This window comes from Akkermansia sp. RCC_12PD, from assembly GCF_036417355.1.
In the GTDB taxonomy this organism is placed as follows: Bacteria; Verrucomicrobiota; Verrucomicrobiia; order Verrucomicrobiales; family Akkermansiaceae; genus Akkermansia.
This window is the reverse complement of sequence record NZ_CP143889.1, coordinates 1,169,398-1,195,407: the sequence shown is the minus strand read 5'-3', so window position 1 is coordinate 1,195,407 and position 26,010 is coordinate 1,169,398. Positions and strand designations below refer to the sequence as shown.

Genomic DNA, 26,010 nt, shown 5'->3' with positions numbered 1-26,010 from the left:
GCATGCCGCATGGCCCGACGCACTCCCGATTCCCTGGACTGCGCTTCCGCTCAATGGATCGGCAAACGCCGCGAGCAGGAAGACGTGGTAAAAAGCCTTTCCGTTGACGGCGGAATGCTGGGAATCGTGTGCGACGGCATGGGCGGCCATCTCCGCGGCGCCTGCGCCTCCTGCGTGGTGGCGGATGCATTTGCCTCCGCGTTTGTGGAAAGTGGCCGGCAGGACATCCCCGCCCGCTTGGCGGAAGCGCTGCACGCGGGCAATGAGGCGCTGGCCGCTACCCAGAAGGAACCCGAAGAATCCGGAACCACCCTGCTGGCCGTGTTCATCCGGGACCGTTGTCTGTGGTGGATTAGCGTGGGGGATTCCCCCCTTTATTTGTGGAGCGGCACGGATGGAGCCCGGATGGACCGCCTTAATGAAGACCATTCCATGAGACCGATTGCGGACTGCCTTTACAGGAAGGGGGAAATGTCCCTCCAGCGTGCCCTGCGGCAGCGCTGCGTGCTCCGCTCCGCCGTAATGGGCGGCCCCATGGAACTGGTGGACATCAGCGCGATGCCCCTGCTGCTCCATCCCGGGGATGCCGTTCTGGCCTGTTCGGATGGCTTGCAGGTTTGGTCCGAATTGTTGAGAGAGCCTTCATTCCTGGCCCTTAACGCGGCGCGGGACCGTTCCAGCCGGCATCTGGTGGAAACCATCATGGAGCAGGTGAAGGATATGCTGGAGCCCCAGCAGGACAATGCCTCCGTCTGGGCCGCCGTGGTAAGGAAATCTTGAAAGCCTTCCTACGGAACCATTAAAACGGATTCAGCGTGAACCATAAAGCGGGCGCCACCTTGCCGTTGCGTCCCTTGGCTATCAATTCCGCCAGCTTGGAACTCCACATGTCGATCGTCTTTCGGTGATTGCCGTACATCGTGTAATCCCTGACGCTGCCGAAAACGGTCGGTTCATCCGAACGGTAGTCGCCGAATACGGCCAGACGTTCTCCGGTGCGCGCATCCGTTACACGGCCCGTCATGGCCATGTCCCCTTTGGAGATCAACCCCAGGCCGTAGGAAACCCCTGGAATAAAAAAGGATGACCCCAGGGACAGAAGATTGACGCCCACCAGGGTGCGGTTGATGCTGACAAAGGCCGTCTCCAGTACCAGGTCGGCTTTTTGACGGCTGTCCGCCAGGGCGATGGGAAGTCCTGGTTGTGCGGCCAGATCTTCCCGGAGTTTCCGGTCAAACTCTCCCGCCAGTTTCACGGCCTGGGCTTTAAACTCTTCCGGGTGCCAGTGATGGCCCGCTTCCGGCGTCAGGTAGTCTATGGTCGTTGGGGCAATGTAAAGCCGTGTATAATGCTTTTCTTTTCCCTGGACTTTCGGATTCACCCAAAGGCCTTCAAACGGGGCGTTCCACGGTTGCAGGGTTTCGGAGGCAAACTCCGTCTTCGGTATTTTGGCAAGCAGATGTTCCGTACATGAGCAGAACAGGCTGGCCAGTGCGGCGCAGACAAATACCAGCGGAAAAAAGGATTTCATAAGGATTTTTATGAGGACGGAATTTGTGTGAAGACTAGCAAATCTCAGGAAAATCGGCAAGGGAATCCCTCTGGTGAAGAAAAATGCTGCGGACTGTGCGGAAACGGCACGGTTCGCGCTCCGGAAACCGGGAATATGAGGATTCGGGTTGAAATCACGAAAAAACGGACTAATGATACAATCCTGTGAGAACTATCCTTTGCTCTTTGTTGTTGGCTTCCTCCGTTGCCGTTGCTGCGCCTGTTTCCATTGGAGTGGCGCCTTCCGGCGTTGTGGTAAGGTTTGATATGCAGAATTCCCCCGGCTTTATTTTTATAAGCGATCCTTTTCCCGGTGTGGAAGTAGGGTTGCTCCTGACGCCTTCCGAGGAAAAGGTGCAGCTGGTCGCCGGCAGGGAGAATGGGCGCCTTGTTTGTAAGGACTCCACAGGGAAGGACCTGGGCAAGGTAACTATTGCTCCGGTTTATTCCATGGGGGTTGTCATACCTCCGCAATGCGGATGCGCCGTGAATGCCCGGGAAGCGCCTGCTCCGGAAGCACAATGGATTCATGTCAAGGGAACCTTGCCCGTACAAGTTCTGGACGGAGAGGAACGAATGGAACCTGTTGCGCTTGAAATGAAGAAGGGGGCGACTGCTTCCGCGGGCCATGTGGCGCTCACGGTGGAAAACGCTGTTGTCAAAGACGGTTCCATCAAATTGAACTTGAAATTGTCCCGGAAAAACAAGGACGTTCCAGTAGGCAGAATTCTCTTTCAGAAAATGGATGGAACAGCTCTTGAGGCCAAGGGAGGCACGAAACACATCTATCTGGCACAGGAGGACTATACGGTTGAGTGCGAATATGCCATCCCTTCCGCGGATGCGGAACTTAAGGTGGTGCTTTTCAAAAAGACAGGCAGGGAAGTACAGGTGCCTCTTGACCTGAAAGTAGGCCTCGGAGGTCCCGCCAGGTAGGGAAGGCCGTTCCGGCGGTCCGGGTCCGGGAAATTCTCAATTGTCATTTCCCCGGTGCAGGGGTAGAATGCTTTCCACACGAAATGACTGCCTGGATAGTTCTCTACATTGCGGCCTCCTATCTGGTGGGAGCGGTTCCGTTCGGCTACCTTGCCGGCAGGTGCAGGGGGCTTGATCTCAGAAAGGAAGGGTCTTGCAACATTGGCGCTACCAACGCATGGCGCGTGCTGGGCTGGCGGTGGGGCGCACCGGTATTTGTCCTGGACTTTCTGAAAGGGTTCATTCCCGTATTTGGCGCATTGCACTGGCTGCCGTTTCTGACCGGGGACAGTGCCGGATGGGACTTCAACACGGCGGTGGTCCTGGTATGTTTTGCCGTGGTGTTGGGCCATACGTACACCTGTTTTCTCGGATTCAAGGGGGGAAAGGGCGTGGCGACAACGGCGGGCGTTCTCTTTGCCCTCAATCCGGCAGTGGCCTGTACGGCTTTGGCTACGTGGCTGGTGCTCGTAGGAATATCCGGCATCGTCTCCCTGGCCAGCATTCTGGCGGCGGTTGCGATGATCGTGGCGGGATGGTGGATGTATCCGCTCGCCGAGGGAGGAAGCATCTCGTCCCAGGTTCTCTATATTGCCTTTTTTACGTTGATCGGCCTGCTGGTCATTTTCAAACACCGTTCCAACATGGCAAGACTGTTCAATGGAACGGAACACTCCTTCTACTCCAAAAAGTCCAAGTAAGATGATAAATCGGTTACATAAAATAGCGGTGATCGGCGCCGGTTCCTGGGGCACGGCTTTGTCCATGGTGCTGGCAACCAGGGAATGCGAGGTTGTGCTGTGGACTCCGGTGGAGGCCCAGGCCAGGGAACTGGCGGAAACGAGACGCAACCCTGTTCTATCTGAAACCGCCGCTCCCCTGGCTCCCAACATTCATCCCACTTGTGACCTGAACCTGGTGAAAGATGCGGAACTGATCGTGGTGGTGGTGCCTTCCGTAGCCATGCGTTCCGTGGCGCAGCAGCTGCGTGATCTGCCCGTGCGGTCGGATGCCGTTATTGTCTCCTGCACCAAGGGCATTGAACAGGGAACCCATAAAAGAATGACGGAAATTCTCCAGGAATATCTCCCTTCAAATCCCATCGGCGTGCTTTCCGGTCCCAACCATGCGGAAGACATTTGCCTGGGTCTTCCCTCCGCCTCCTTGATTGGTTTTGAGGATCCGCAATATGCGGATTGGGTGCAGCAGATATTTGCCTCCAAGACCTTCCGGGTTTATTCCGCTACGGACATCATCGGAATGCAGCTGGGGGGGACCATCAAGAACGTTTTTGCCATTGGAGCCGGATTATGCGAGGGACTGAACCTGGGGGATAACGCCCAGGCCGCCCTGCTGACGCGCGGGCTGGCTGAAATGACACGCATCGGCGTAGCCAGTGGAGGCCGTAGGGAAACTTTCATGGGCCTTTCCGGGGTGGGAGACCTCATTGTCACCTGCTATTCCCGCCATTCCCGAAACCAGACGGTGGGGCGCAGGCTGGCGGAAGGAAAAAGCCTTCAGGAAATCCTGGATACCCTGGGCATGGTGGCGGAAGGAGTGCCCAACACGCTATCCGTGTATGAAATCGCCCGGAAATTGAAGGTGCGCACGCCTCTGATAGACGCTGTTTACGCCGTGCTTTATGAGTCCAAGGCGCCGATGGAAGTCCTGACGGAACTGATGACGAGAGACCCCAGGCCGGAAATGGATGCGGACGATCATTGATCGTGGCTGTTGTGCGAGGTGGGCCGGTACAGGCGTGCCGCCGTCATGAGCGCTGCGTGCTGCAAAATGACCGTAACCTTGTTAGGAAGCAGAAAAATTACGTCCGCGAACCGGAACGGGCAGGAGTCACAGGGGCGGCCTTGATCAATTTCCCGGACGGATGGGATGCCTCCCTCCAGGATCCCTCCGTTGTCGCCCATCCGGGCGGCGTCAAGGAACAGACGGCAGGGCTGCATGCCCGGAAATTGGCAGAACAAGGTGATCATTGCCTTTGGCGCCCCTTGCCAGGGTGAAAGAACGGGTGAACCGTGGCATCTGGAAAATCCTTACGTCAGGACTGAAGGCATCAGTGTGTTAATTGATTACTTGACCCCGTTTTCCTATGTGGATAACGGCAGGAACGCATTCCCTGCGGATTGTTACGGGCAGCGCTGCCGGGAGCAAGTGGATGAGCGATGATCCATATGTCCGCGCGGCAAGCGGGGACAAAAGTTACCGCGAGTGGAAGGCATTGACCACATATCGTTATATGACGTGCCGGAATATGTGGATGAAGCCTTTTTCATTCTGTCATCATTTTTCAAGAATCATCCTTAATCTGTGCCCGGAAGCCTTGCTCTTCCTTCTGCGGCATCCCCCGCGGCGAGTCTGTGCCGCAAATGGAGAGGAACAGGCTGCCGTCCCCGGCTTTTTCCTTTTCAAGGGAGTCAGGCGCAGAGAGCGGATGTTTTTTTGTTTTTTTGAGTTGCTTTTCCTCGACAAATTATACTATATAAACAATCAGTATGAAACGTGCCATCATCTCCGCTCTTTTCGCCGCCGGAGCCCTTGGGGTTGCCAGTGCGGACATTCAGGCTCCGCCCGCTTCCGAATACACTCCGACCCGCAAGCTGGGCCGCGCCCTTGCCAACCTCATTTACTCCGTTGAAGAAATCCCGCTGGGGATTATCAACTGGACGAGCCGCGAAGGCGACTACGCCGGATTCTCCGTCGGCATTGTGGATGGCACCGCCACCATGTTTGAACGCATGGGCTACGGCATCTATGAACTTGTCACTTTCTGGGCGCCTACCTACAAGTGCACCTACAGGCCTCCTTATCAGGGCCGTTGCGGCATGAGCGGCCTCAAGGAATACAATCCCAACGGCGGCTTGAGCGAATTCCCTGCGGAACTCAGCTTCCAGAGCTACTATAACTATTCCCGCCAGCAGCGCGACTAAGCCGGGAAACTGATTGATCAATTTCAAAAGGGTTGCCTGTACTGCGGGCAGCCCTTTTTTATGGTATTCTTATCCCGGGAAGGGAAGTTGCATCCTCGTGTGCGGAATGAAAAACAAGCCTGGAAGAAACGCTTTTCCGGGAACGGCGGTTTCCGTAGAAAAGAAAACAGGCACGGAAACGTTTTGCATCATGTGACGGCAGTCACGATTGACGGAAGACAGGGAAAGAAGTACCTTTTCACAACGGAAAGGCTTCAATACCATGAATAATACAGTTGCTTTCATCGGCCTGGGCGCGGCAGCCTGCATTACGGCGCCTGCATTTGCCCAAGACACCCATACTTCCCTGACCAAGCAAAGCGTGGCCTGCATGCAGGAGATTACCGCCGCAATGAACAAGGTGACGGACGAGCCTGGAGCTGCCGCCGCAGTGGAAACCGTCAAGAAGGTGCATGAGAAACTGGTGGACCTGGGAAAACGGCAGTTGGAACTGCCCGGCGCCACTTCCCAGGAGCAGGCCCAGATTGCCGCGCAGATGGTGGAAATACAGAAAGTTTCCGGAGAACTGGTGAAGTCCCTTGCTCGTCTCAAAAAGGAAAACCTGCTTACTCCGGACTTGCAGAAAGCCCTGATAGATTTGCAGTCCGTTCAGACGGAACTGGCGCAGGCTTCCAAAGACAAGGCTGCCCGGGCGGAACCGTTTCCGAAGGATGCGGAAGGCAATACGCATGAAACCCTCCTGGAAAAAACCGTGGAAGAAGTAAAGAAGCTGGATGAGGCTCTGGCGAATGTAAAGGATGTGGAAACTAGCGCCGCCGCCGAGAAACAGGTCAAGCATTACCGGACTGCTTTGCTTGACATTGCCAAAAAGCAGGCCGCCCTGCCGCCCCTGACCAGGAACCAGCAGGCCAAGCTGACGGGAATACAGCAGCAGCTTGTGGAAATGATGCAGCCCGTCATCAAGCACATGGCAGCTGTCATGCTTTCCCCCAATGCCACGCAGAACCTGAAGGAATCCCTGAAATCCCTCTCCGAGCTGCCCAAGGAAGTCCAGAAAATTCGCGAAGAAGCGGCCAAGTAGCCATTTTTGGAAAATGCCTCCTTTTGGGCTGGTCAAAGATAATAATTGTTCTAAAGTGGCAGTCCTGAGGAATGCGACCGACTTTTAGTGAAACAGATCTCAATGAACGTCCCTTTCTGGTTTTCTGGGAGGTGACGCGCGCTTGCGCCCTTGCGTGCAAACATTGCAGGGCCGTGGCCCAGCCGCGTCCGCATCCTGATGAACTGGACCATGAAGAAGCCTTGCGGCTGATTGATCGGCTGGCGGAACTCCGGCCGCCCATGCTCGTGCTGACGGGAGGGGACCCCATCATGAGGCCTGATATTCTGGAACTGATCCGCGCGGCGGCGGACAAGGGGCTGCATGTGGCCTTGAGCCCTGCCGCCACGGCCAGGCTGGTGCACGCGGACTTTCATGCGTTGAAAGAGGCGGGGGTGCAAAGCATGTCCCTGAGCCTGGACGGCGCCCATGAAGCCACGCATGACGCCTTCCGGGGCGTGCCGCACACGTATGAACGGACCCTCCGCGCGGCGGAAATGGCCAAGGAGGCGGGCATGCACCTCCAGATCAACACCACCATTACCAGGAGCACGCTGGGTGAGTTCGACGACTTTGTAGAGCTGATGAAAAAAATGCAGCCGGGCATGTGGAGCGTCTTCCTGCTTGTTCCTACGGGCCGGGCGGCAATGGATGAAATGCCTGCTGCGGAGCAGGTGGAAGCCGTCTGGAAAAAACTCAGCGAGGTCAGCCGGGAAGTCTCCTTCGGCGTCAAGACCACGGAAGGGCACCATTACCGCCGGGTGGCCCTTCAGGAGGCACGTGCTCAGGGAGCCACGCCGGCGCGGCGCGCCATTCCCACGCGCGACGGAAAGGGCATCATGTTCATCTCCCACATCGGTGACATCCAGCCCTCCGGCTTCCTCCCCATCACGGCGGGCAATGTCCGCACGGACGACGTGGGCGAAGTGTACCGCACGCACCCCCTCTTCCTCAAGCTTCGGGATGACAACGCGCTGCTGGGCAAATGCGGCCGCTGCGAATACCGCACCATTTGCGGCGGTTCCCGCTCCCGGGCATACGCCGTGTACGGAGACATGATGGCGGAGGACAACCTCTGCCCCTATCAACCCAGGCTTTCACAACACCATGATTAACATCACCAGACTTTGGACAGGGGCGGAACAGCCCGCGGACCATTTGAGATACGGCCAGGGCCACGGGCACGGCCGTTCCGCCGGGGGAGCCGTGGAATCCTGCGCTCCCGCCTCTTCCCGCGTCCGCAAGCCCATTGTGGTATGGAACATCACCCGTACCTGCAACCTCAAATGCGTTCATTGCTATGCGGACGCGTCCGCCCGGAAATTTGACGGAGAACTGGACTGGGACCAATGCTGTACCGTCATTGACGATCTGGCGGACTACAAGGTAAACGCCCTCCTGTTCTCCGGCGGGGAGCCCCTGGTACATCCCCGTTTCATGGACCTGCTGGAACGGGCCACGGGAAAAGGGCTGAAAGTCACCATCTCCACGAACGGCACCCGCATCACGCCGGAATCTGCCGCGCGGTTCAAGGAACTGGGTGTGGCGTATGTGGGCATCTCCCTGGACGGCATCGGCGCCGTTCATGACCAATTCCGCGGGGTGGAAGGCTCCTTTGACCAGGCGGTGCGGGGGTTCAAGCTGTGCAGCGACGTGGGCCAGAAAACGGGCCTGCGCCTGACCCTGACCCGCAACAACGTGCAATGCATGGAGCAGATTCTGGACTTCATTGACGCCAACGACATTCAGCGCGTCTGCTTCTACCATCTGGTGCCTACCGGCCGCGGCGTGGAAGTGCAAACGCTTACCCGGCAGGAAGCCCGCCATGCCATGGACACCCTCATTGCCCGAGTGGAAGAATGGAAGGCGGAAGGCAAAAACCGGGAAGTGCTTACCGTTACCCAGCCTGCGGACGGCATTTATCTGCTGCTGCGCCAGCTCCGGGAAGGTTCCCCTCTGGCGGAGGAAACGTTGAAACTGCTTCAATGGAACGGCGGCGGAGCGAACAGTTCCGGCCGCGGCATTGCCAACATCGACACGCAGGGCATGGTGCATCCGGACCAGTTCTGGCAGTCCGTGACGCTCGGCAACGTGAAAAATAACCTGTTCTCCGACTTGTGGGACGCCAAGGCGGGAGCCGCGGCGGAAATGCTGCCCGAATTGCGCGGTTCCGACGACCCGCTGGAACGGCAGAAAAAAATAGAAGGCCGTTGTGGCCGCTGCGTCCACTTTGCCCTGTGCGGCGGCGGATTCCGCACGCGAGCCGCTTTTGCCAACGGGCACTGGTACGGTTCCGACCCCGGCTGTTATCTGACGGAAGAAGAAATCTCCACTCCGCTTCCGGAAATCAAATAATCCTATTGGTTCCGGCAGGGGCGGAGCGGCATATGCTCCTTCCCCCCTGAAACATGGACGGAAAACAATTTTTCACCGCAGAAAACGTTCTGCATGGAAGAAAATATTCCGTTGTGAAAAGGAAATGGCCTTGAAGGCAGGGAAACCCGGGAATTCTCCGGTTGACAGTTGCGTAGTGTAAAGCCTCCGGAACGGGCGGATCCGTTCCAGTCCCAATTTTCGGCAAAAAGACAGTCTTCGTGAAACACTACAGACAATCAGGCAAAAGTGGCCTTGCGGCTCTGTTTTCCGGGAATCCGGTGTTCTGTCCCTGATGAATGAAACACTTCTCTCCACTCCGGCGGAGAAGGCGCCGGCGTAACAATTCACCGTGGAAATTTCTTCTCAATAAATGCACCCAATGTCCGGCGGAGGAGGGAAACTCCAGTAAAAACACTCCGCGGGACGTTCCTGAGCAATCGCAATATTTTGTTCCCCGGCCCATTTGGAACCACCGCCTTCCCGTCCTTTTTTTCCCTGCTTTACAAGGATGGGGGCATCGCATAGCATCCCTGCATCATGAATCAGGAATTGAGACCGGAAACCCTGTGCGTGCAGGCGGGCTGGACGCCGAAAAAAGGCGAACCCCGCGTGCTTCCCATTTACCAGAGCACGACATTCAAATATGAAACCAGCGAACAGATGGCCAAGCTGTTTGATCTGGAGGAACCTGGTTTCTTCTACACGCGACTGCAAAACCCCACCAACGAGGCAGTAGCCAGGAAAATAGCTGACCTGGAAGGCGGCGTGGCTGCCATTCTCACTTCCTCCGGCCAGGCTGCCTCCTTCTTTGCCGTCTTCAACATCTGCGAGGTCGGCGACCACATTGTCAGCGCCGCTTCCATTTATGGGGGAACGTACAATCTCTTCGCCGTTACGTTCCGGAAAATGGGCATAGAAGTCACCTTCGTGGACCAGGACGCCCCGGCGGAAGAAATTGGCAAAGCGATCCGTCCCAACACGAAAGCCCTGTTTGCGGAAACCGTCTCCAACCCGACGCTCTGCGTGCTGGACATCCGTAAATTTGCGGACATCGCCCATGCCCACGGCGTGCCCCTCATCGTGGACAATACGTTCACCACGCCCATCAACTGCCGTCCCTTTGAATGGGGTGCGGACATTGTCACCCATTCCACCACCAAATACATGGATGGCCATGCCGCCGCCGTGGGCGGCGCCATCGTGGACAGCGGCAACTTTGACTGGGAAGCCCACAGGGACAAATTCCCCGGATTGACGGACCCGGACCCGTCCTATCACGGTCTTTCCTACAGTAAAAGCTTCGGCAAGGGCGCTTACATCACCAAGGCGACCGTCCAGCTCATGCGCGACCTGGGTTCCATCCAGTCTCCGCAAAATGCCTTTCTGCTCAACCTGGGATTGGAAACCCTCCACTTGCGCGTTCCGCGCCATTGCGAAAACGCGCAGAAAGTGGCCGAATTCCTGCAGAAACAGGAAGACGTGGCCTGGATCAACTATCCTGGCCTGCCTTCCAACAAGTACCATGACCTGGCCCAAAAACAGTTCCGCGGCGGCCAGTCCTGCGGGGTGGTGACATTCGGCATCAAGGGTGGCCGCGAACGGGCCATCAAATTCATGGACAGTTTGAAACTGGCCGCCATTGTTACTCATGTGGCGGACTCCCGTACCTGCGTGCTCCATCCCGCCAGCCACACGCACCGCCAGTTGACGGACGAACAGTTGATGGAAGCAGGAGTCAGGCCGGACCTCATCCGTTTCTCCGTAGGCACGGAAGCGGTGGAAGACATTATTGCCGACCTCAGGCAGGCTCTGGAAGCCATCCGTTAAATCTGTCTTGCCTTCCTGTACATGCAGCCGTTCCGTGGAGATGTCCGGAACGGCTGTTTTTGCATCTGTGATGGATGAGGCGGGCAGGATGTCGGAGGAACGTTGAAGGGCGAGCCTGGAAAAATAACCGGAGCATCCATCCCGCTGCAAGAAACGGACCTATGGCAATGAAGGCTGGTGCCTCTTGTAAAATCTTGCAGAAAGTCATGAAGGGGCAATAATTTCATCTTCTCTTTGTTGGAACGTTTGTTTTTACGTAAAAAACGGATTTTAATGACGTTGTACAGAGAAAGACAGAGATGGAGCTTCCTCGGAAAGGGCTCGTTTTTTCAGTTTCAACAGGATGTGAGTGATTTCAGAAAAGGTGGAAATTTCAACTGCTTTTCTTCGCAATTGTAAATTGACATGCCATAATAAATTTATTACGATGTGGGACTTATGAAAAGTAGATATTGTGCTTTATTAATGAGTTGTGCCAGCGTGGTGACTGCAAATGCCGCTACCATCATTGCCGAACTGCCTGAATCCGCCAATCTGTCGCAAACTGCGACGATGGCGCCGCAAACAGGAGAACAACTGCTGAACAAGGTAAAAAACCGTGAAATCGGGGTCTATGCGGGAGGCAACAACAACAGCTTGGGCAACTGGCCCCAGAACGGAGAGGGAACCTGGATCAACAATGATAATATCGGCTCCATCATCCTTTGCGGCAGAAGCGGAGTGGCGGGCGATTCCTTTGCCATGGTGTTGGGCGGACCCCAACAGGGAGACCTTGTTTCCTCCATCGTCTTTTCCTGTGATACGCCTACCTCCGTCATCACCAGCTACACCATGGTTTTGGCGGTTTATGACTCTTCCGGAACGCTTGTCCAGAACCTTTCCACCGTGCAAGGCTTCACCTTTGATTCCACGTCAAGAACCACGTCCGTTTCCTTGAACATGGCGGATTCTCCACTGACGTGGGGTGAAGGGTACAAGCTGGTTGCCGGGGTACGCGGCGGTGCGGGTAGCGCTACCTCCCCCTACACGCTCACCAACATTCAGGTAGCCTATGAAGTTGTTCCGGAACCGGCTACCGTCTCTCTAGGTCTGCTTGGTCTGGGAGCATTGGTTATCCGGCGCCATCGGAGCCGGTGAGCAGCAAGCGTGCCCATCGGGAAGAAAACTGTCTGGAAGCCATCCCTTTTTCCTCTCTCTGTCCGGGAGAGGCTATCCTTTGGAATGGAACGAAACGTGATATTCTAAAGGCCGCGCGTTTTCCGGGATGAGGTCATTCCCGGAGGGAGCGTTCAAAGGCCCGGTACTGGACGGCTTCATACAAATGGTGATCCTGGATTTCCGAGCTGTCCGCCAGATCTGCTATGGTGCGGGCCACTTTCAGAATACGGTCGTACGCCCGTGCGGAAAGGGCCAGTTCCTCTACCGCGCGCAGCAGAATGGCCTGTCCCTCCGACCGCAGGCGGCAATGCTTGTGCAGGGCTTTTCCGGAAAGAGCGGCGTTATTGCGGATTGAGGTACCCGCATATCTTTTCTGCTGGCGTTCCCGCGCGGCCACGACACGTTCCCGGATGCTGGCGGAGCATTCGCCGGAAGGAGCCGCCGCCAGCATGGCGGGATCTACGGCGGGAACCTCCATCAAAAGATCGAACCGGTCGAGAAGGGGGCCTGAAATCTTCTGACGGTAACGCGCTATTTGGGCCGGGGAACAGGTGCAGGTTCTTCGCCGGTCGCCCAAATAGCCGCAGGGGCACGGATTCATGGCTGCCGCCAGCATGAAACGGCACGGAAAAGTCATGGTCCCGGAGGCGCGGGAAATGATGGCGTGGCCGGACTCCAGAGGCTGCCGCAGCGTTTCCAGCGTCGCACGACGGAACTCTGGCAGCTCGTCCAGGAACAGCACTCCGTTATGGGCGAGAGACACCTCTCCGGGCGTGATATTGTTGCCCCCTCCCATCAGGCCTGCATCGGAAATGGTGTGGTGCGGAGCACGGAATGGCCGCTGTGTTACCAGGCCGTTTCCGCGTTTCAGCAGGCCGCATACGGAATGGACCTTGCTGGTTTCCAGAGCTTCTTCCCGGTTCAGAGGCGGCAGAATGGTCGGGAGCCTTTGAGCCAGCATGGACTTGCCGGACCCCGGAGAACCGCTGAGCAGTATATTGTGGGCGCCCGCTGCCGCAATCTCCATGGCGCGGCGCGCGTAAGCCTGCCCCTTGATCTCGTCGAAATCGACATTGGCTTCGGAGATGTCCCCGGCTTTCTGTGGTGCCGTAAAAGGTGCAGGCAGTGCGGAGGACGTCAGTAATTGCCAGGCTTCCTGTAAAGTGGAAACGGGAAAAATTTCCACACCGTGAACGGGTGCTGCCTCATAGGCATTGGCATGGGGTAGCATGATGCGTTTCCTGCCCATGCGCCGCGCTTCGATCACCTGCGGCAGGATACCCTGCACCGGGCGCACGGTTCCATCCAGAGCCAACTCTCCGATGATGCACCAGAGAGAAGCGTCAAGAGGCTTCTCCGCCGCTCCGGCGATCATTCCCAGGGCAATGGGAAGATCGAAACCGGGTCCCTGTTTCTTCAAATCCGCGGGAGCCAGGTTCACCACGAAAATCCCCTGCTGAAAAGGCAATCCGCTGTTCTGAATGGCCGTTTCCACGCGTTGCCCGCTCTCCTTGACGGCCGTATCCGGCAGACCCACGATGAATGTGCGTTTTTCCGCCATGGGGCGGAAATCCACTTCCACCTCCACTTCTACGCCTTCCACGCCCAGGACGGTGGAGGAATATAACCGTGTCATCATGCCTGCATCTTAGGCAGGAACGAAAAGAAAGAAAGAAAAATGAAATTAAATATGGATAAAACCAATAAAACCTTCAGCGCTGGGAGGCGCGCTTGAGGATTTCCCTTTCTCTCTCCGTCAGGCTGGACAGGCCGGAACGGGAAATCTTGTCCATCACTTCATTCACTTCTGCTTCCGTAGGGTAGGGTTCCCTTTCAGCGGAGCGGGAAGACCACGGAGCGGGGCGGCGACTATAGGAAACGGGGCGTGGAGAAGAGAGCTTCTCCTTCAGCAAGATCAGCAGCGTTAAAATAAACCCGGCCAGCATGCCGCCCAGGTGGCCGGCTTCGCCGCCTGCATTATTCCACTGGAAAATTACCACGGCACAGGCAATACCCAGCACGACCAGCGCAAACTGGCGTACGCTCAGGTTCACGGGGGGGAACAGAAGCTGGACCCGGGCATGGGGGAAAAGCACGGCGCAGGCGGCCATGATGCCGTAAATGGAGCCGGAAGCGCCCACCATCGGGATAAAGCGCCATTCCGGGTCAAAAAAGCCCATGTAACCCAGCAGGGAGGAAAACAGAGCCGCCGCCACGCCGCAGAACAGGTAATACAGCAGGAAGCGCAAATGCCCGAAACGTTCTTCCACCACGGGGCCGAAAAACCACAGGGCGATCATGTTGAACAGGATATGGCCCAGATTGGCGTGCAGAAACTGGTAGGTGAACAGGCGCCACAATTCCCCCTCGTGAAAACACATGTACTCGCTGTAGGCCCCATACAGCTGCACAAGGTCCAGGCGCCCCGGCGGGTAAATATCCCGCGGAACTTCTACCTGGAAAAAGAACCCGAGGAAAAAAATGACCACATTGAGCAGGATCAGCCAGTGCACGACAACGGCGCCGCGCTGGTCGAACAGGCGCTCCTTCACCGTATTTCCCCAATTTTCCTGCTCTGCTCGCATATAAGACCGCATGTAAACGTGTTCAGGGCGCTTTGACAAGGAAAATGCATGTCCCGTTCAAGGTAGGCCGGAAAGAGGGAATACTACTTCCACAGAGCGGCGGGGAGCAGGTCCGGAGGCAGTACCGCTCCGTGAACCAGGTGTTCCGCCAGTTGCGCCGCAGTCCAGGGGGATGTCGTAACACCCTTGCTTCCCAGCCCGGAAAAGACGAACTGCTTTTCCAAACCGGGAATGGGTCCGGCTACGGGCTGGCTGCGCCGGATGATGGGACGAACAGCGGCACGGGCGCGGATAACGTTCATTTCCCCGGAATAGCGTTTAACCATGTCCAGCATCAGTTCCTGGACGGCTGGCGCTTCCGGAACGCCCGGGGCATCCCAGGACCAGGCGTACGTGGCGCCGAACCGCCAGAAAAATCCGTTGTAAACCAGCCAGTGCCCGAAATGCAGAATGCCGGCGTGCCATTCCAGATCCTTCAGCTCCAGATCCAGAATCGTTCCCTTGGATGGCCTGCCCTTCAGGGGGGCCATGTCCGGATGCATTCCGGCCTCCCAGCCAGTGCACCACACAATATGTGAAAAAGAGTCCCCGCACCAGTGAAAAAAGCCGTCTGCACCCGGCTGAATATCGTCGGGAGCCACCTCCGCTTCTACAAACCGGCCCTCTTCCGAGAAAAAGCGGCGCATGGCATTCACCATCGTTTCCACATGCAGGACGCCGGAACCGCGCGTGTAGGCCGCCTGCCCTTTGCCCTCCCAGTGCTCCGGCCACGGAAACAGGGGACCGGCGTAAGAGCAGGACTCCGGGGCCGTCTGGCGTTCCTGCCATATCTCAAGCTGATCCTCCGTTTCCAGCTCCCGGAAAATGGGAGTCTTCTGCCACCATGAACCTCCCAGTTCCCGCTCGGTTTCCGGGTAAAAGGAGGAAAGGGCGGAAAGACACTCCTCCTGCCGCCACCCGGGCCGGAAGGCGCGGCCTGTCAGCGGATTCACCAGTCCGGCGGCTACGCGGGATGCCGTTTCCGCAATGGGACGGTCGGCAATCGTAAAATCCGCTCCGCGCCGTTTCAGCTCCCATGCCAGGCAACTGCCGGCAATACCCTGGCCGATGATAAGAACTTTCATGACTTGCTGTGAAAAGGAACCGGACATAAGCCGGAATAAATGGAAAAGAAAGGTGATAGTACTCCATTCTCTTCCGGGAAGGGAAAAGGTCCGCAGGTGCATGAAGCGCCTGCGAACGGTAAAAGGGGCATTTACAGGGCCGCCACGATGGCGTTCCCCATCTCCGCGGTATTCACGCGGATTTCCCCGGCGGCGCCCGTAGCCAGGTCACCCGTGCGGTAACCCTGGTCAATCACGCTGCGGACGGCGGAATCAATCGCGTCCGCCGCCTCCTTTTCTCCGAGGGAATAGCGGAGAAGCATGGACAGGGAAAGAATCTGGGCGATCGGATTGGCGATGCCCTTGCCGGCAATATCCGGAGCGGAGCCGCCAGAAGGCTCATACAGGCCGAAAAACAGCCCGTTATCCTCGGCGCCCTGGCAAAGGCTTGCGCTGGGCAGCATCCCCAGGGAGCCGCAAATCATGGCCATCTCGTCGGAAAGAATATCACCGAACAGATTCTCCGTAACCAGCACGTCGAACTGGCGGGGATTGCGCACCAGCTGCATGGCGGCATTATCCACGTACATGTGGAGCAGCTCCACGTCCGGATAATCCCTGGCGACCTCCGTCATCGTTTCACGCCACAGGAGGGAATTGGTCAGGACGTTCGCCTTGTCCACGCTGGTGACGCGCTTGCGGCGGCCGCGGGCTGCCTCGAAGGCCACTTTGGCAATGCGCACCATCTCGCTCTTGTGGTAGCGCATCGTATCCACGACGACTTCGTCGTCTCCTTCCTGTTCGCGGAAACGCGGCTGGCCGAAATAAAGTCCTCCCGTCAACTCCCGCACGCACAAAATGTCAAAGCCGCCTTCAATCAGCTCGTTCTTGATAGGAGAAGCATGCGTCAGGGCGGGGAGACAAACGCCGGGACGCAAATTGGCATACAGGCCAAAATGCTTTCTCAGCGGCAGCAGGGCGCCGCGTTCCGGCTGTTCATTGGCGGGCAGGTGTTCCCACTTGGGACCGCCCACGGAACCGAACAAAACGGCATCCGCCTCTTCACAGGCGCGGATGGTCTCCTCGGGAAGGGCCTTGCCGCAATGGTCGATGCCCGCGCCGCCCACGAAAGCCTCCTTGCGGCTCACGGTAAATCCAAACTTGGCGCTCACGGCGTCCAGAACCTTCAGGGCCTCCGCCATAACCTCGGGCCCGATGCCGTCGCCGGCCAGAACAGCAATATGATGGTGATGTTCACTCATGTCGCTGACAGACTGAGCGTTCTCTCCCCAAAGGTCAAGAAGCACCGTTGCCATGCCTGCGGTGCGAAGGCCTTTTTGCGTCAAAAAGCGTGCAGGAACAAAAAAGTACTTGCCAAACGCCTGAGTCTCCGCTAAAAACCCCTCCGCGCTCTACGGAACGCAAACTCCCCTGTAGCTCAGCGGTAGAGCGGGTGACTGTTAATCACTAGGTCGTTGGTTCGAGCCCAACCGGGGGAGCCACTAATAAGAGCCTCATTCCGAAAGGATTGAGGCTCTTTTCTTTTGCCTGTTTCAGCCTTTTTCCATATCTGTTCACTACCCTGAAAAACGCCTAAAACGGTACAAAAAGGAATATATTTTTCTGACTATTTTCTGACAATAGATACCATTTCTATTCAGTAGTCTGGTAGCAGATAAAAAACATCACCGTAGAGTTACCCCTGCGATGATGTTGATGTGATTCCCTGAAATCAGTGGTCAGGGAAATATTTCTGACTAAGGGCATAGGTGAGGTCTCCCCAGTAGGAATCATCCCCACGTACACTTCGTGCCGTTAATATGATTTTCTTGTGACTGACTTTCAGCACGGCATGTTCTACTTGCCCAGGAGAGACCAACTTCTTGAGGTCACGTTTTGATAAAGGGCTGTCAAGAAGAAGGCTGCCCTGCTTACGGAGTATCCTACCAGAATTCTTTCCTCTTAAAAGTGGAAGAGAATCAAGAAGGATGACTTTCAATCGGACGGATGAAAGGGAATCCATATGCAGATTCTGCATTTCCACATAAGCGTAAGGGGCATCTCCTATTAGTCCGGAACATTCAATTGAAAGAATGCAGGCAATAATAGGAGGACATTGTTGTGAATGATATAATATACTCATAACAAGTATATATGGCATTTCTGGGATGCCTTTTTCAGGCTGCGAAAACGATGAAATAACGCTGTTGACCGCGTCATCTATATATGACGGCTTATTACCTGCCGTCATGTACTCATGACTCCATTCTATGCACTCCACCATCAGGTGAGGCGGCTGGATGAAGAACTCTGCGGCAATGGCAGGAAGTACTCGACCGGAGATGTTCTGTTCTCAGACCGTGGGAAACGAATCGTTCTGGGAAAACCCATTGCGGAAGGCGGTGAAGGATCGGTCCTTGTTGCCCATTCGGCATTAGGATCGCCACTCGTTGCCAAGCTGTACCATCCGAACCAACGGATGCGTTGGCGCAAGCAGAAGCTTCGGCTGATGTGTTCCCGCCCCATTCGTTCCCCGTGCGTGGCGTGGCCGCGTGAGATCCTGTACGACGAACTGCGGCGCTTTGTCGGCGTGCTGATGCCCCGGGCGGACGGTGTTCCGCTCGGGGCGTTCGCGTTTCATGCAGAACTGTTGAAGAAACAGCTCCCGTCATGGAGCCGTTACGATCTGACCGGGCTATGCCTGAACTTATCAGAAGCTATCCATACTCTGCACCGTTACGGTGTCGTCCTGGGCGATCTGCATCCCGGCAATGTGCTGGTTTCTCCCGATGGCTCCATCTGCTGGGTGGATGCCGACAGTTTTCAGGTCGAGGACTATCCCTGTTCCGTCGGCACGGAACGGTTCCGGGCACCGGAACTTAGAGGTAACTACGGAGACTTCCTCCGCACCCGCAGTCACGATGCCTACGCCCTGTCCGTCCTGCTCTTCATGACGCTGACGCTCGGCCTGTCTCCCTTTGCCCGGCAAGGGGGAGAAGGAGAGATGCGGGAAGCCGCCAGGAAGGGCGTGCTGCCGTACCCGTTTGCTTCGTACAAACCGCCTGCGGGATTCTATCCGCCCGATACGCCCGGGCGCTATGTCTGGTCGTATCTCCCCCGCAAGCTCCGCGATGCTCTCGGTCACAATCTTACCTGTGTCCAGCGTCGCGATTTGCGTCCACGCGTCATGCCGGGGTATCTGGCGCGTTGTTTGCTGCAATACCTCAGGGATATGGAGCCGGGAGGCGGAAGGGATCATCCCATGTACCGGGATCTTCTGTACGACCGTCCCTGCCCACCCCGAAGTCTGCTGGTACAGATGACATCCAACATCTGTACAGACTGCGGGATTCTCTTCCGGGAGACTCCTGACGATGCCGCACGGCGTTTACGGCAATCTCATGCCAAATCTTTATGCAAGCTCTGCATACGGCGTCGTAGCGCATTGAATCAGGCAACCCGGAATCCAACCACCAACCATTAACTTGAATAAACCATGTCTATATCATCATCGACACAACCAAACAAACAGGAACAGCTCGCCGCCATGCGCGAGTTCGGCAACAACGCCAACGCCCGGCTTCCCGTTCTCTTTCTGATGGATGCCAGCAGCAGTATGAACGGTATTGTCCGGGGCGACCATCAACAAGTCCTCCGTCAGGAGTATTCTGACGGGATCAACTGGAATATCGTCACGGGAGACAATATCGTCACCCGGATGGACGAGCTCAACGTCGGGCTTCAGCGGTTCGTCAGGAACATTCTCGCCGATCCTCTGGCGAAGCTGGCCGCCGATGTAGCAGTGATCACATTCGCCCGGACAACGACCACGGTGAAAGAATTCGGCCCGATCCGGGAATCTGACGTTGATCTTAGAATCACCACATCGCAGGAGAATGAAACTCTCCTTGGCGAAGCCGTTGAACTGGCTTTGACTGAACTCGACATTCGCAAGCGTACCTACCGGGAACACGGGGTGGAATACTACCAGCCCTGGCTCGTCGTGATGACGGACGGAGTGCCTACCAGCACCCGGCACAGGGATCTGGGGGGACGATTGAAGGAACTCTCGGCTGCCCGCAAGCTCAGTGTGTTTGTCTTCGGTATCGGCCGCGCTGACTTGTCGGAACTCTCCTGCATCAGCCCGGGGCGCCCGCCCATGCAAATCAATGAACAGAAGTTCCCGGAATTGTTTGCATGGCTGAGCCGTAGCGTCCATATGGTCAGCATGTCCGTGCCGGGCGACGGGGTATCGTTGACTCCGTTCCCGGAGGATGTGTGGCAGGTGTAGGACTGGCAACATCAGGAAGTCTTCCGAATGGAGGGCTTTCTTTTAGATAGCCCACAACATGAATGGTGTTATCTCCACTATTTCAAGTTTATGCGTTTTCTTGAAATGGCACGAATGGCTATTTCAAAAAATGTTCCCATGGGAGCAATGCCTTTTGATGAAAGTCGTCGGATGATGTGAGCTTTGAGCTTTGCATGCATGCCGGTTTTGCTATGCTCCATTGGGCTTGTTGTTCCAGAATGACTGCCGTTATTCGGATTGCAATATGGATTGATCGAAAAGAAGACAAGGTATGACTCATCTGCCGACAGAAGATGAAAGCCAAGCGTACGCGAGGAATGAGTATATGAGAGAGGCGTTTGCTCCACGCCACTTTTTTTATTTTCAGTCCGACGTTATCCTACGATGCCGTTGCGGTATTCATTTGGCGTACAGCCTTCCATCTTCTTGAACCATCGCGTAAAATGCTGTGGGTATTGGAAGCCCATCTCGTCGGAAATCTGGCTGAGACTCTTGTTTGTCGCGACAATGCTCTCCTTGGCAATATCCAACGTCTTTTGCTGAATGTGCTTGATGGCGGATTGCCCGGTTCCCTTCTTCACCAAGTCACTGAAATAATTAGTAGAAAGGCCGAGTTTGCTGGCGCACCACTGCACGGTGGGGATGCCCTCGAACAAAGGTTGGCGCGAATTGTAATAATCATCGAGAAGAGCCTCAAAGCGTGCCAAGAGGTCGTTATTCACATTCTCACGCGTAATGAACTGGCGGTCATAGAAGCGGATACACTGGTCGAGCAATAGCTTCACGTTGTCGATGATGAGCGAACGGCTGTATTTGTCTATCGGGTAGACAAGTTCATCGCGCAGCCTGCTGATGCTGCCGATAAAGATATCCTGTTCGTGTTCGGACAGATGCAGGGCTTCGTTGGCATTATATGAAAAATAGGTATAGTCCTTCGTCAATCGGGCAAGCGGCGTACCTCGCAATAGTTGGGGGTGGAACACCAACGCCCACCCGGCAGGCTTATGCAAGTTGCCGTCATCGTCGGCTCCCATTACCTGACCGGGAGCGGCAAACAACACCGTGCCTTTTTCGTAGTCGTACAGGCTACGACCGTACTGCATCAAGCCACAGTCGGTGTCTTTCAACAACACGGCGTACACGTTGTACAGTCGCTTGGAATGTTTTATCGGGGGCATTTCATAGCAGTTTACAACGCTTATCAGCGGATGCGACGCCTCGATACCAAACAAATCACAGTATTGCTGAACCGTGTCAATCCTTGTTATTTCTCTCATCATTTATGCCATTTAAGCGGTGTATAGGAAATATCATTATATTTTGGCATACTCATTTGTCAAATTGATGATTTTGCAGGCATTTCACCGCTGCGCAATGCGGCGGAATGCTTCCCGTAACCATTACTTCCTGCACCGCCCCATGCGGAACGGTATAACCTGAATCGCAGACCATTTTACCATTTCCGCAGGCAAAGGATGTCATCGAAGACAGAATCGATGAATTTGGTAATTCTATCTGTGGTTGAGGTCTGGGCACCACGGAAAATCCGCCGTATCCTTGCAAGCAGTGACAAACAATTACAAATAACAGATAAACATGATGAGAACAAAAAGCATTTTATTCATGGCCCAGTCCCTGTTCTGCATGGTTGGCGCACAGGAACAACAGAACGGGCGTATTCCGGCAAAGGGATTCACACTTAATGCACCAGAGGTGGACTGCGCCATTATTGACAAAGTCTGCCACCACGTGCAGCAGGGCAAGGTGCAGTTTCGTTACGTGATTATGAGTACGATGAAGTAAAAGGCAAAGGATATGAAAACGTTATTGATAACTCTCGTTTGCTCGTTGTTCGGCATGAGTGGGGTGCTAGCCCAAAACACTAAAAACATGTTGAGTTTGAAAGAAAGGCAGATAGTAGCCATCAGCGGTAGCGCCGCCAAAGGCGACAAAGAGGGACTGGTCGTGGCGCTGACAGCCGGGCTGAATGCAGGGCTGACCGTGAATGAAATCAAGGAAGTGCTTGTTCAACTCTATGCCTATGCAGGATTTCCGCGCAGCATGGGAGGGTTAGTCACGTTCATGGACGTGTTGCAGCAGCGTAAGACACAGGGCATAGAGGATACCGAGGGCTCTCTGCCCACCTCGCAGGAAGTAAGCCGTGGAGTGGATTACGGAGCCGCCAACCAGCGCAAACTGTTCGGGCGCGATGCGCAGGGAGCCGTGTTGACGTTTGCCCCCGTACTCGACCAATACCTCAAGGCACACCTGTTCGGTGACATCTTCGGGCGCGACAACCTCGACTGGAAGACGCGCGAACTGGCAACCATCGCCTCGCTTGCCGCGATGGACGGCGTGGGGAACGAACTGAAAACCCACATCGCCCACGGTAAGCACAATGGTCTGACCGAAGCGCAGATTGACGAGGCGGTGACGCTTGTTCGTGCCTCGGAGTGGAAACCCGAACCGCCCAAGACCTTTGCTGCCGACAGTCGCGTGACGGTTCGTAAGGTGTTCTATACGAACAGCTACGGAATCCGACTTGCCGCCGACCTCTATATGCCGGCTGATATGAATACGGACGCAAAATACCCCGCCATTATCGTGGGACATCCCTATGGGGCGGTCAAGGAGCAGTGCTCCGGTCTCTATGCACAGGAAATGGCAGCACGGGGCTTCGTCACGTTGGCATTCGATGCTTCCTATCAGGGAGAGAGCGGTGGCGAACCTCGCCACGCCGTATCACCTGACGCATTGGTGGAGGACTTCAGTGCATCAGTGGACTGGCTCGGCATACAACCTTTCGTGGACAGGGGGCGTATCGGCGTCATCGGTATCTGTGGCAGTGGGGGCTTTTCGGTATGCGCCGCTTCCATCGACCCTCGTATCAAGGCGTTGGCAACGGTCAGCATGTATGACATGGGACGCGCCACGCGCAGGGGGCTTGGCGACAGCATGACCGACGATCAACGGAAAGCGATGTTTGCCGAAGTGGCGGCGCAACGTTGGCGTGAGGCGGAAGGAACAGAACCTCGCATCCGTTTCGGCACGCCGGAGCAACTGCCGGAGAACGCCAACGCCGTGCAGCGGGAGTTTTTCGACTATTACCGCAATCCACAGCGTGGGCAGCATCCCCGTTATCAAGGCACGCGTTTCACGAGCCAGGCGGCACTGAGCAACTTTTACCCGTTTGCTCAAATCAAAGAGATTTCTCCGCGCCCCGTCCTCTTCATCGCCGGGGAGAATGCCCATTCGCGCTATTTCAGCGAGGATGCTTACAAACTGGCAAACGAACCAAAGGAACTCTGTATCGTGTCCGGAGCCAACCATGTGGACTTGTACGACCAAAGAGGAAAAATTCCGTTTGATAAACTCACGGAGTTCTTCAATGAACATCTGAAATAAAGTAAACTGTACAACATATAAACAAACAACAGTTGTAAGACTTTGCGTAACTTTGCACCAGATAAATAACTAATTAGAAATAAATACAATGGAAACAATGAAGGGAAAAGTGGTAATGGTAACGGGATTCTGCCGCAGGTATCGGACTGACATGTGCGCAGACATTCGCCAAAGCAGGAACAAGCGCAGTTATGGCAGCCATCAACGAACAGAAAGAACAGGCCAAAAACGGTAGCAAGATAAGTAAACCATAAAAGAAAAACAAACAATGATACAAGAACACAATCATAATGGCATCAGACGCCGCGGGTTCCTGAGAAAAAGCGTATTGGCAGGCACGGCGATTTGCCTGACGCCTATACTGGAAAAGGCAACAGCCTCGGAAAGGGGTATCTCGGGCAAATCGGCCGCGGCGAGTAAAACGTCAAATGAAGCGGGCATGGCGGCAGTCCGCGGTTTCCGCACATTGGGTCACGGCAGTGCGGCATTCCGTGTATCGTCGATGGGGTTCGGCTGCATGGGACTGAACCACCACCGCAGCCAATCGCCCGATGAAGCTGCTTGCATCCGGTTGCTGCATGAAGCCATCGAACGGGGGGTAACACTGTTCGATACGGCTGAAAGTTACGGCTATCACAAGAACGAAATCCTAACAGGCAAGGCGTTGAAAGGCTACACCAACCGCGTGTTCGTATCTTCCAAGTTCGGTCATAAGTTCGTGAACGGCGTGCAGGTAAAGACCGAAGAAGATAGTACGCCGCAGAACATCCGCCGCGTGTGCGAAAACTCACTGCGCAACCTAGGTGTGGAAACGCTCGGCATGTTCTACCAGCACCGCAGCGACCCGAATACCCCCATCGAGGCGGTGGCGGAGACATGCGCAGAACTGATAAAAGAGGGGAAGATCCTGCACTGGGGCATGTGCGAGGTGAATGCCGACACAATCGGACGCGCCCACCGCGTCTGCCCCGTGACAGCAATTCAAAGCGAATACCACCTCATGCACCGCATGGTAGAGGAGAACGGCGTACTTGCCGCGTGCGAAGAGCTGGGCATCGGTTTTGTGCCTTACAGTCCGCTAAACCGTGGGTTCCTTGGCGGGAACATCAACGAATACACGCAGTTCGATACGACGAATGACAACCGCCAGACTTTGCCGCGCTTCCAGCCCGATGCCATCCGTGCCAATATGCGTATCGTAGAGGTGCTGAATGCCTTTGGCAGGACACGCGGCATCACCGCAGCACAAACTGCATTGGCATGGCTGATGAACAAGCGTCCGTTCATCGTCCCTATCCCCGGCACGACCAAGCTATCGCACCTCGAAGAAAACCTGCGGGCCTGCGATATACGCTTCACGGCGGAAGAGATGACGGAAATTGAAAACGCTGTTGCCGCTATCCCCGTGGTAGGCAGCCGTTACGATGCTTTGCAGGAATCGAAAGTACAGAAATAAATCGCATCCATGAAGAACATCATCATTACCTGTATAAGTGCGGTATTGTTGCTATCAACCTCCTGTTCGCAGAACAGCGGTGCATTGTCCATCGACGAGCAAGGTAGCTTCGCCGTAGGTGGTACGGTACTGAAAGATTCGGCAGGACACACCTATCATGGAGACCATGCCTACGTATTCTACCAGAAACCCGTGAATGCACGGAAATATCCGCTCGTCTTTGCCCACGGCGTGGGGCAGTTCTCCAAGACGTGGGAGACCACTCCTGACGGACGCGAGGGGTTCCAGAATATCTTCCTGCGAAGAGGGTTTTCCACTTATCTTGTAGACCAGCCCCGACGTGGCAATGCCGGGCGCAGTACGGAAATCGCCACTATTACTCCTGCTTTCGATGAAGAAATATGGTTCAACCGCTTCCGCATCGGCATCTGGCCGGACTACTTTGAGGGCGTGCAGTTCAGCCATACCCCGGAAACGCTCGACCAGTTTTTCCGTCAGATGACACCGACCATCGGCACGACCGACCTCAACGTGTATGCCGAAGCATACGCCGCACTGTTCGACAAGATAGGCCCGGCGGTGTTTGTTACCCACTCGCAGGGCGGCGGCGTGGGCTGGCGGACGCTGCCGAAGACGAAGAACATCCGTGCCATCATAGCCTACGAACCGGGATGCGACGTGCCGTTCCCCAAGGGGATGGTACCGGAGGAAGGCCGGAACATCACGCTTTCCGGCAGGACGGAGGCGATGGAAGTGCCGATGGAGACATTCATGCTGTTCACCCGAATCCCCATCATCATCTATTATGGTGATAATCTGCCCTATACGAACGAACGCCCCGAACTCTACGAATGGACGCGCCGTCTCCACTTGATGCGCAAGTGGGTGGCTCTGATCAACAAGCACGGCGGTGACGCGACGGTCATCCACCTGCCGGAGATAGGACTGCATGGCAATACGCACTTCCCCTTCTCTGACCTGAACAACGTGGAAGTGGCTGACCATCTTTCCCAGTGGCTCCACGAGAAAAAGCTGGATTGAAACACTCCATGGACAGAAGAGATTTTATCAAAACAGCCGACATGGCCGCCGGGGCAGAACTCCTGTCAAAACTGGACTTGGCGGAAGCCGCTGGCCTTCCCAACAAGAAAGCAGGAAAAATGATCATCATTGTATTGACTGGAAGCCCGCGCCGCAAGGGCACACTAATCATTTAGC

Annotated in this window: 25 protein-coding genes, 1 tRNA gene and 1 pseudogene; 19 read left to right on the top strand and 8 right to left on the bottom strand. The window is 55.7% G+C overall.

What is annotated here, in order from left to right; translation table 11 throughout:
* Positions 1-9 precede the first annotated feature (9 nt).
* The gene (locus tag V3C20_RS05015; RefSeq protein ID WP_130084045.1) at positions 10-780 is read left to right on the top strand and encodes a protein phosphatase 2C domain-containing protein; all 771 of its coding nucleotides are present in this window, start codon (positions 10-12) and stop codon (positions 778-780) included.
* Positions 781-799: 19 nt separating this feature from the next.
* Here the strand turns inward: V3C20_RS05015 and V3C20_RS05010 are convergent, their stop codons facing one another.
* Complete coding sequence (locus V3C20_RS05010) at positions 800-1,531, bottom strand: DUF3313 family protein (protein WP_130084046.1); 732 nt, start codon at positions 1,529-1,531, stop codon at positions 800-802.
* Positions 1,532-1,818: 287 nt separating this feature from the next.
* On the opposite strand from V3C20_RS05010, the gene V3C20_RS05005 reads away from it, so the two are divergent.
* From V3C20_RS05005 to V3C20_RS04995, 3 genes are all read left to right on the top strand, one after another.
* Complete coding sequence (locus V3C20_RS05005; RefSeq protein WP_130084047.1) at positions 1,819-2,487, top strand: hypothetical protein; 669 nt, start codon at positions 1,819-1,821, stop codon at positions 2,485-2,487.
* 83 nt (positions 2,488-2,570) lie between these two features.
* Positions 2,571-3,227: a glycerol-3-phosphate 1-O-acyltransferase PlsY gene (plsY, locus tag V3C20_RS05000; RefSeq protein ID WP_130084048.1), complete on the top strand. Its 657-nt coding sequence runs from the start codon at positions 2,571-2,573 to the stop codon at positions 3,225-3,227.
* A gap of 1 nt (position 3,228) precedes the next feature.
* Positions 3,229-4,251, top strand: coding sequence for an NAD(P)H-dependent glycerol-3-phosphate dehydrogenase (locus V3C20_RS04995; RefSeq protein ID WP_130084049.1), 1,023 nt, complete (start codon positions 3,229-3,231; stop codon positions 4,249-4,251).
* Here V3C20_RS04995 and V3C20_RS04990 read toward each other — a convergent pair.
* Complete coding sequence (locus V3C20_RS04990) at positions 4,245-4,487, bottom strand: hypothetical protein (protein WP_153812562.1); 243 nt, start codon at positions 4,485-4,487, stop codon at positions 4,245-4,247. The two genes, V3C20_RS04995 and V3C20_RS04990, sit on opposite strands and share 7 nt — an antisense overlap.
* Here V3C20_RS04990 and V3C20_RS13440 point away from each other — a divergent pair.
* From V3C20_RS13440 to V3C20_RS04960, 7 genes and pseudogenes are all read left to right on the top strand, one after another.
* A pseudogene (locus V3C20_RS13440) lies at positions 4,392-4,848 on the top strand (hypothetical protein). The gene V3C20_RS04990 and the pseudogene V3C20_RS13440 overlap by 96 nt on opposite strands.
* 188 nt (positions 4,849-5,036) lie before the next feature.
* On the top strand, positions 5,037-5,471 hold the full coding sequence (locus tag V3C20_RS04985) for an exosortase system-associated protein, TIGR04073 family (RefSeq protein ID WP_130084050.1): 435 nt from the start codon (positions 5,037-5,039) through the stop codon (positions 5,469-5,471).
* 262 nt (positions 5,472-5,733) lie between these two features.
* Positions 5,734-6,552 carry a hypothetical protein gene (locus V3C20_RS04980; RefSeq protein WP_130084051.1) on the top strand — a complete coding sequence of 273 codons (819 nt, stop codon included), beginning with the start codon at positions 5,734-5,736 and terminating at the stop codon, positions 6,550-6,552.
* A 71-nt stretch (positions 6,553-6,623) separates the two neighbouring features.
* A complete protein-coding gene (locus V3C20_RS04975; protein WP_130084052.1) occupies positions 6,624-7,685 on the top strand; it encodes a radical SAM protein in 1,062 nt (353 codons plus the stop codon).
* On the top strand, positions 7,678-8,925 hold the full coding sequence (locus V3C20_RS04970) for a radical SAM protein (RefSeq protein ID WP_130084053.1): 1,248 nt from the start codon (positions 7,678-7,680) through the stop codon (positions 8,923-8,925). Before V3C20_RS04975 ends, V3C20_RS04970 begins: the two co-directional genes overlap by 8 nt.
* A gap of 558 nt (positions 8,926-9,483) precedes the next feature.
* Entirely contained in the window at positions 9,484-10,773 is a 1,290-nt protein-coding gene (locus V3C20_RS04965; RefSeq protein ID WP_130084054.1) for an aminotransferase class I/II-fold pyridoxal phosphate-dependent enzyme, read from the top strand.
* Between the two features lie 465 nt (positions 10,774-11,238).
* Entirely contained in the window at positions 11,239-11,910 is a 672-nt protein-coding gene (locus V3C20_RS04960) for a PEP-CTERM sorting domain-containing protein (RefSeq protein ID WP_161981347.1), read from the top strand.
* A gap of 133 nt (positions 11,911-12,043) precedes the next feature.
* On the opposite strand, the gene V3C20_RS04955 is transcribed toward V3C20_RS04960, so the two are convergent.
* From V3C20_RS04955 to leuB, 4 genes are all read right to left on the bottom strand, one after another.
* Complete coding sequence (locus V3C20_RS04955; protein WP_130084056.1) at positions 12,044-13,570, bottom strand: YifB family Mg chelatase-like AAA ATPase; 1,527 nt, start codon at positions 13,568-13,570, stop codon at positions 12,044-12,046.
* 73 nt (positions 13,571-13,643) lie between these two features.
* The gene (locus tag V3C20_RS04950) at positions 13,644-14,516 is read right to left on the bottom strand and encodes a rhomboid family intramembrane serine protease (protein ID WP_161981348.1); all 873 of its coding nucleotides are present in this window, start codon (positions 14,514-14,516) and stop codon (positions 13,644-13,646) included.
* Positions 14,517-14,599: 83 nt separating this feature from the next.
* Positions 14,600-15,640 (bottom strand): FAD-dependent oxidoreductase, encoded by a 1,041-nt coding sequence (locus V3C20_RS04945; RefSeq protein WP_161981349.1) that lies wholly within the window; start codon positions 15,638-15,640, stop codon positions 14,600-14,602.
* Positions 15,641-15,771: 131 nt separating this feature from the next.
* Positions 15,772-16,881: a 3-isopropylmalate dehydrogenase gene (leuB, locus tag V3C20_RS04940; RefSeq protein ID WP_130084136.1), complete on the bottom strand. Its 1,110-nt coding sequence runs from the start codon at positions 16,879-16,881 to the stop codon at positions 15,772-15,774.
* Between the two features lie 165 nt (positions 16,882-17,046).
* On the opposite strand from leuB, the gene V3C20_RS04935 reads away from it, so the two are divergent.
* Positions 17,047-17,121 (top strand) — tRNA-Asn (locus tag V3C20_RS04935).
* A 230-nt stretch (positions 17,122-17,351) separates the two neighbouring features.
* Here V3C20_RS04935 and V3C20_RS04930 read toward each other — a convergent pair.
* Entirely contained in the window at positions 17,352-17,870 is a 519-nt protein-coding gene (locus tag V3C20_RS04930) for a hypothetical protein (protein WP_130084059.1), read from the bottom strand.
* Between the two features lie 6 nt (positions 17,871-17,876).
* Between V3C20_RS04930 and V3C20_RS04925 the strand changes: the two genes are divergently transcribed.
* Both V3C20_RS04925 and V3C20_RS04920 read left to right on the top strand, forming a co-directional pair.
* Positions 17,877-19,103 carry a hypothetical protein gene (locus tag V3C20_RS04925; protein ID WP_130084060.1) on the top strand — a complete coding sequence of 409 codons (1,227 nt, stop codon included), beginning with the start codon at positions 17,877-17,879 and terminating at the stop codon, positions 19,101-19,103.
* 12 nt (positions 19,104-19,115) lie between these two features.
* Positions 19,116-19,910 carry a VWA domain-containing protein gene (locus tag V3C20_RS04920; protein ID WP_130084061.1) on the top strand — a complete coding sequence of 265 codons (795 nt, stop codon included), beginning with the start codon at positions 19,116-19,118 and terminating at the stop codon, positions 19,908-19,910.
* Between the two features lie 395 nt (positions 19,911-20,305).
* Here V3C20_RS04920 and V3C20_RS04915 read toward each other — a convergent pair whose 3' ends face one another.
* Complete coding sequence (locus V3C20_RS04915) at positions 20,306-21,208, bottom strand: helix-turn-helix domain-containing protein (protein WP_161981362.1); 903 nt, start codon at positions 21,206-21,208, stop codon at positions 20,306-20,308.
* Between the two features lie 319 nt (positions 21,209-21,527).
* On the opposite strand from V3C20_RS04915, the gene V3C20_RS04910 reads away from it, so the two are divergent.
* From V3C20_RS04910 to V3C20_RS04890, 5 genes are all read left to right on the top strand, one after another.
* Entirely contained in the window at positions 21,528-21,734 is a 207-nt protein-coding gene (locus V3C20_RS04910; RefSeq protein ID WP_130084063.1) for a hypothetical protein, read from the top strand.
* A 12-nt stretch (positions 21,735-21,746) separates the two neighbouring features.
* Positions 21,747-23,336 (top strand): carboxymuconolactone decarboxylase family protein, encoded by a 1,590-nt coding sequence (locus tag V3C20_RS04905; protein WP_130084064.1) that lies wholly within the window; start codon positions 21,747-21,749, stop codon positions 23,334-23,336.
* Positions 23,337-23,604: 268 nt separating this feature from the next.
* Entirely contained in the window at positions 23,605-24,792 is a 1,188-nt protein-coding gene (locus V3C20_RS04900; protein ID WP_161981350.1) for an aldo/keto reductase, read from the top strand.
* Positions 24,793-24,801: 9 nt separating this feature from the next.
* Positions 24,802-25,833, top strand: coding sequence for an alpha/beta fold hydrolase (locus V3C20_RS04895; protein WP_130084065.1), 1,032 nt, complete (start codon positions 24,802-24,804; stop codon positions 25,831-25,833).
* An 8-nt stretch (positions 25,834-25,841) separates the two neighbouring features.
* Complete coding sequence (locus V3C20_RS04890) at positions 25,842-26,009, top strand: hypothetical protein (RefSeq protein ID WP_153812560.1); 168 nt, start codon at positions 25,842-25,844, stop codon at positions 26,007-26,009.
* Position 26,010 lies beyond the last annotated feature (1 nt).

Excerpts from the sequence above, each read along its gene's own strand:
- V3C20_RS04950 (WP_161981348.1), bottom strand. The coding sequence starts at position 14,516 with ATGCGAGCAGAGCAGGAAAATTGGGGAAATACGGTGAAGGAGCGCCTG.
- V3C20_RS04980 (WP_130084051.1), top strand. The coding sequence starts at position 5,734 with ATGAATAATACAGTTGCTTTCATCGGCCTGGGCGCGGCAGCCTGCATT.
- V3C20_RS05005 (WP_130084047.1), top strand. The coding sequence starts at position 1,819 with ATGCAGAATTCCCCCGGCTTTATTTTTATAAGCGATCCTTTTCCCGGT.
- V3C20_RS04895 (WP_130084065.1), top strand. The coding sequence starts at position 24,802 with ATGAAGAACATCATCATTACCTGTATAAGTGCGGTATTGTTGCTATCA.
- V3C20_RS04995 (WP_130084049.1), top strand. The coding sequence starts at position 3,229 with ATGATAAATCGGTTACATAAAATAGCGGTGATCGGCGCCGGTTCCTGG.
- V3C20_RS04960 (WP_161981347.1), top strand. The coding sequence starts at position 11,239 with ATGAGTTGTGCCAGCGTGGTGACTGCAAATGCCGCTACCATCATTGCC.
- V3C20_RS04905 (WP_130084064.1), top strand. The coding sequence starts at position 21,747 with ATGAAAACGTTATTGATAACTCTCGTTTGCTCGTTGTTCGGCATGAGT.
- V3C20_RS04965 (WP_130084054.1), top strand. The coding sequence starts at position 9,484 with ATGAATCAGGAATTGAGACCGGAAACCCTGTGCGTGCAGGCGGGCTGG.
- V3C20_RS05010 (WP_130084046.1), bottom strand. The coding sequence starts at position 1,531 with ATGAAATCCTTTTTTCCGCTGGTATTTGTCTGCGCCGCACTGGCCAGC.
- V3C20_RS04900 (WP_161981350.1), top strand. The coding sequence starts at position 23,605 with ATGATACAAGAACACAATCATAATGGCATCAGACGCCGCGGGTTCCTG.
- V3C20_RS04925 (WP_130084060.1), top strand. The coding sequence starts at position 17,877 with ATGACTCCATTCTATGCACTCCACCATCAGGTGAGGCGGCTGGATGAA.
- V3C20_RS04890 (WP_153812560.1), top strand. The coding sequence starts at position 25,842 with ATGGACAGAAGAGATTTTATCAAAACAGCCGACATGGCCGCCGGGGCA.
- V3C20_RS04970 (WP_130084053.1), top strand. The coding sequence starts at position 7,678 with ATGATTAACATCACCAGACTTTGGACAGGGGCGGAACAGCCCGCGGAC.
- V3C20_RS04910 (WP_130084063.1), top strand. The coding sequence starts at position 21,528 with ATGATGAGAACAAAAAGCATTTTATTCATGGCCCAGTCCCTGTTCTGC.
- V3C20_RS04930 (WP_130084059.1), bottom strand. The coding sequence starts at position 17,870 with ATGACGGCAGGTAATAAGCCGTCATATATAGATGACGCGGTCAACAGC.
- V3C20_RS04920 (WP_130084061.1), top strand. The coding sequence starts at position 19,116 with ATGTCTATATCATCATCGACACAACCAAACAAACAGGAACAGCTCGCC.
- V3C20_RS04975 (WP_130084052.1), top strand. The coding sequence starts at position 6,624 with ATGCGACCGACTTTTAGTGAAACAGATCTCAATGAACGTCCCTTTCTG.
- V3C20_RS04945 (WP_161981349.1), bottom strand. The coding sequence starts at position 15,640 with ATGAAAGTTCTTATCATCGGCCAGGGTATTGCCGGCAGTTGCCTGGCA.
- leuB (WP_130084136.1), bottom strand. The coding sequence starts at position 16,881 with ATGAGTGAACATCACCATCATATTGCTGTTCTGGCCGGCGACGGCATC.
- V3C20_RS04985 (WP_130084050.1), top strand. The coding sequence starts at position 5,037 with ATGAAACGTGCCATCATCTCCGCTCTTTTCGCCGCCGGAGCCCTTGGG.
- plsY (WP_130084048.1), top strand. The coding sequence starts at position 2,571 with ATGACTGCCTGGATAGTTCTCTACATTGCGGCCTCCTATCTGGTGGGA.
- V3C20_RS04955 (WP_130084056.1), bottom strand. The coding sequence starts at position 13,570 with ATGATGACACGGTTATATTCCTCCACCGTCCTGGGCGTGGAAGGCGTA.
- V3C20_RS04915 (WP_161981362.1), bottom strand. The coding sequence starts at position 21,208 with ATGAGAGAAATAACAAGGATTGACACGGTTCAGCAATACTGTGATTTG.
- V3C20_RS05015 (WP_130084045.1), top strand. The coding sequence starts at position 10 with ATGGCCCGACGCACTCCCGATTCCCTGGACTGCGCTTCCGCTCAATGG.
- V3C20_RS04990 (WP_153812562.1), bottom strand. The coding sequence starts at position 4,487 with ATGCAGCCCTGCCGTCTGTTCCTTGACGCCGCCCGGATGGGCGACAAC.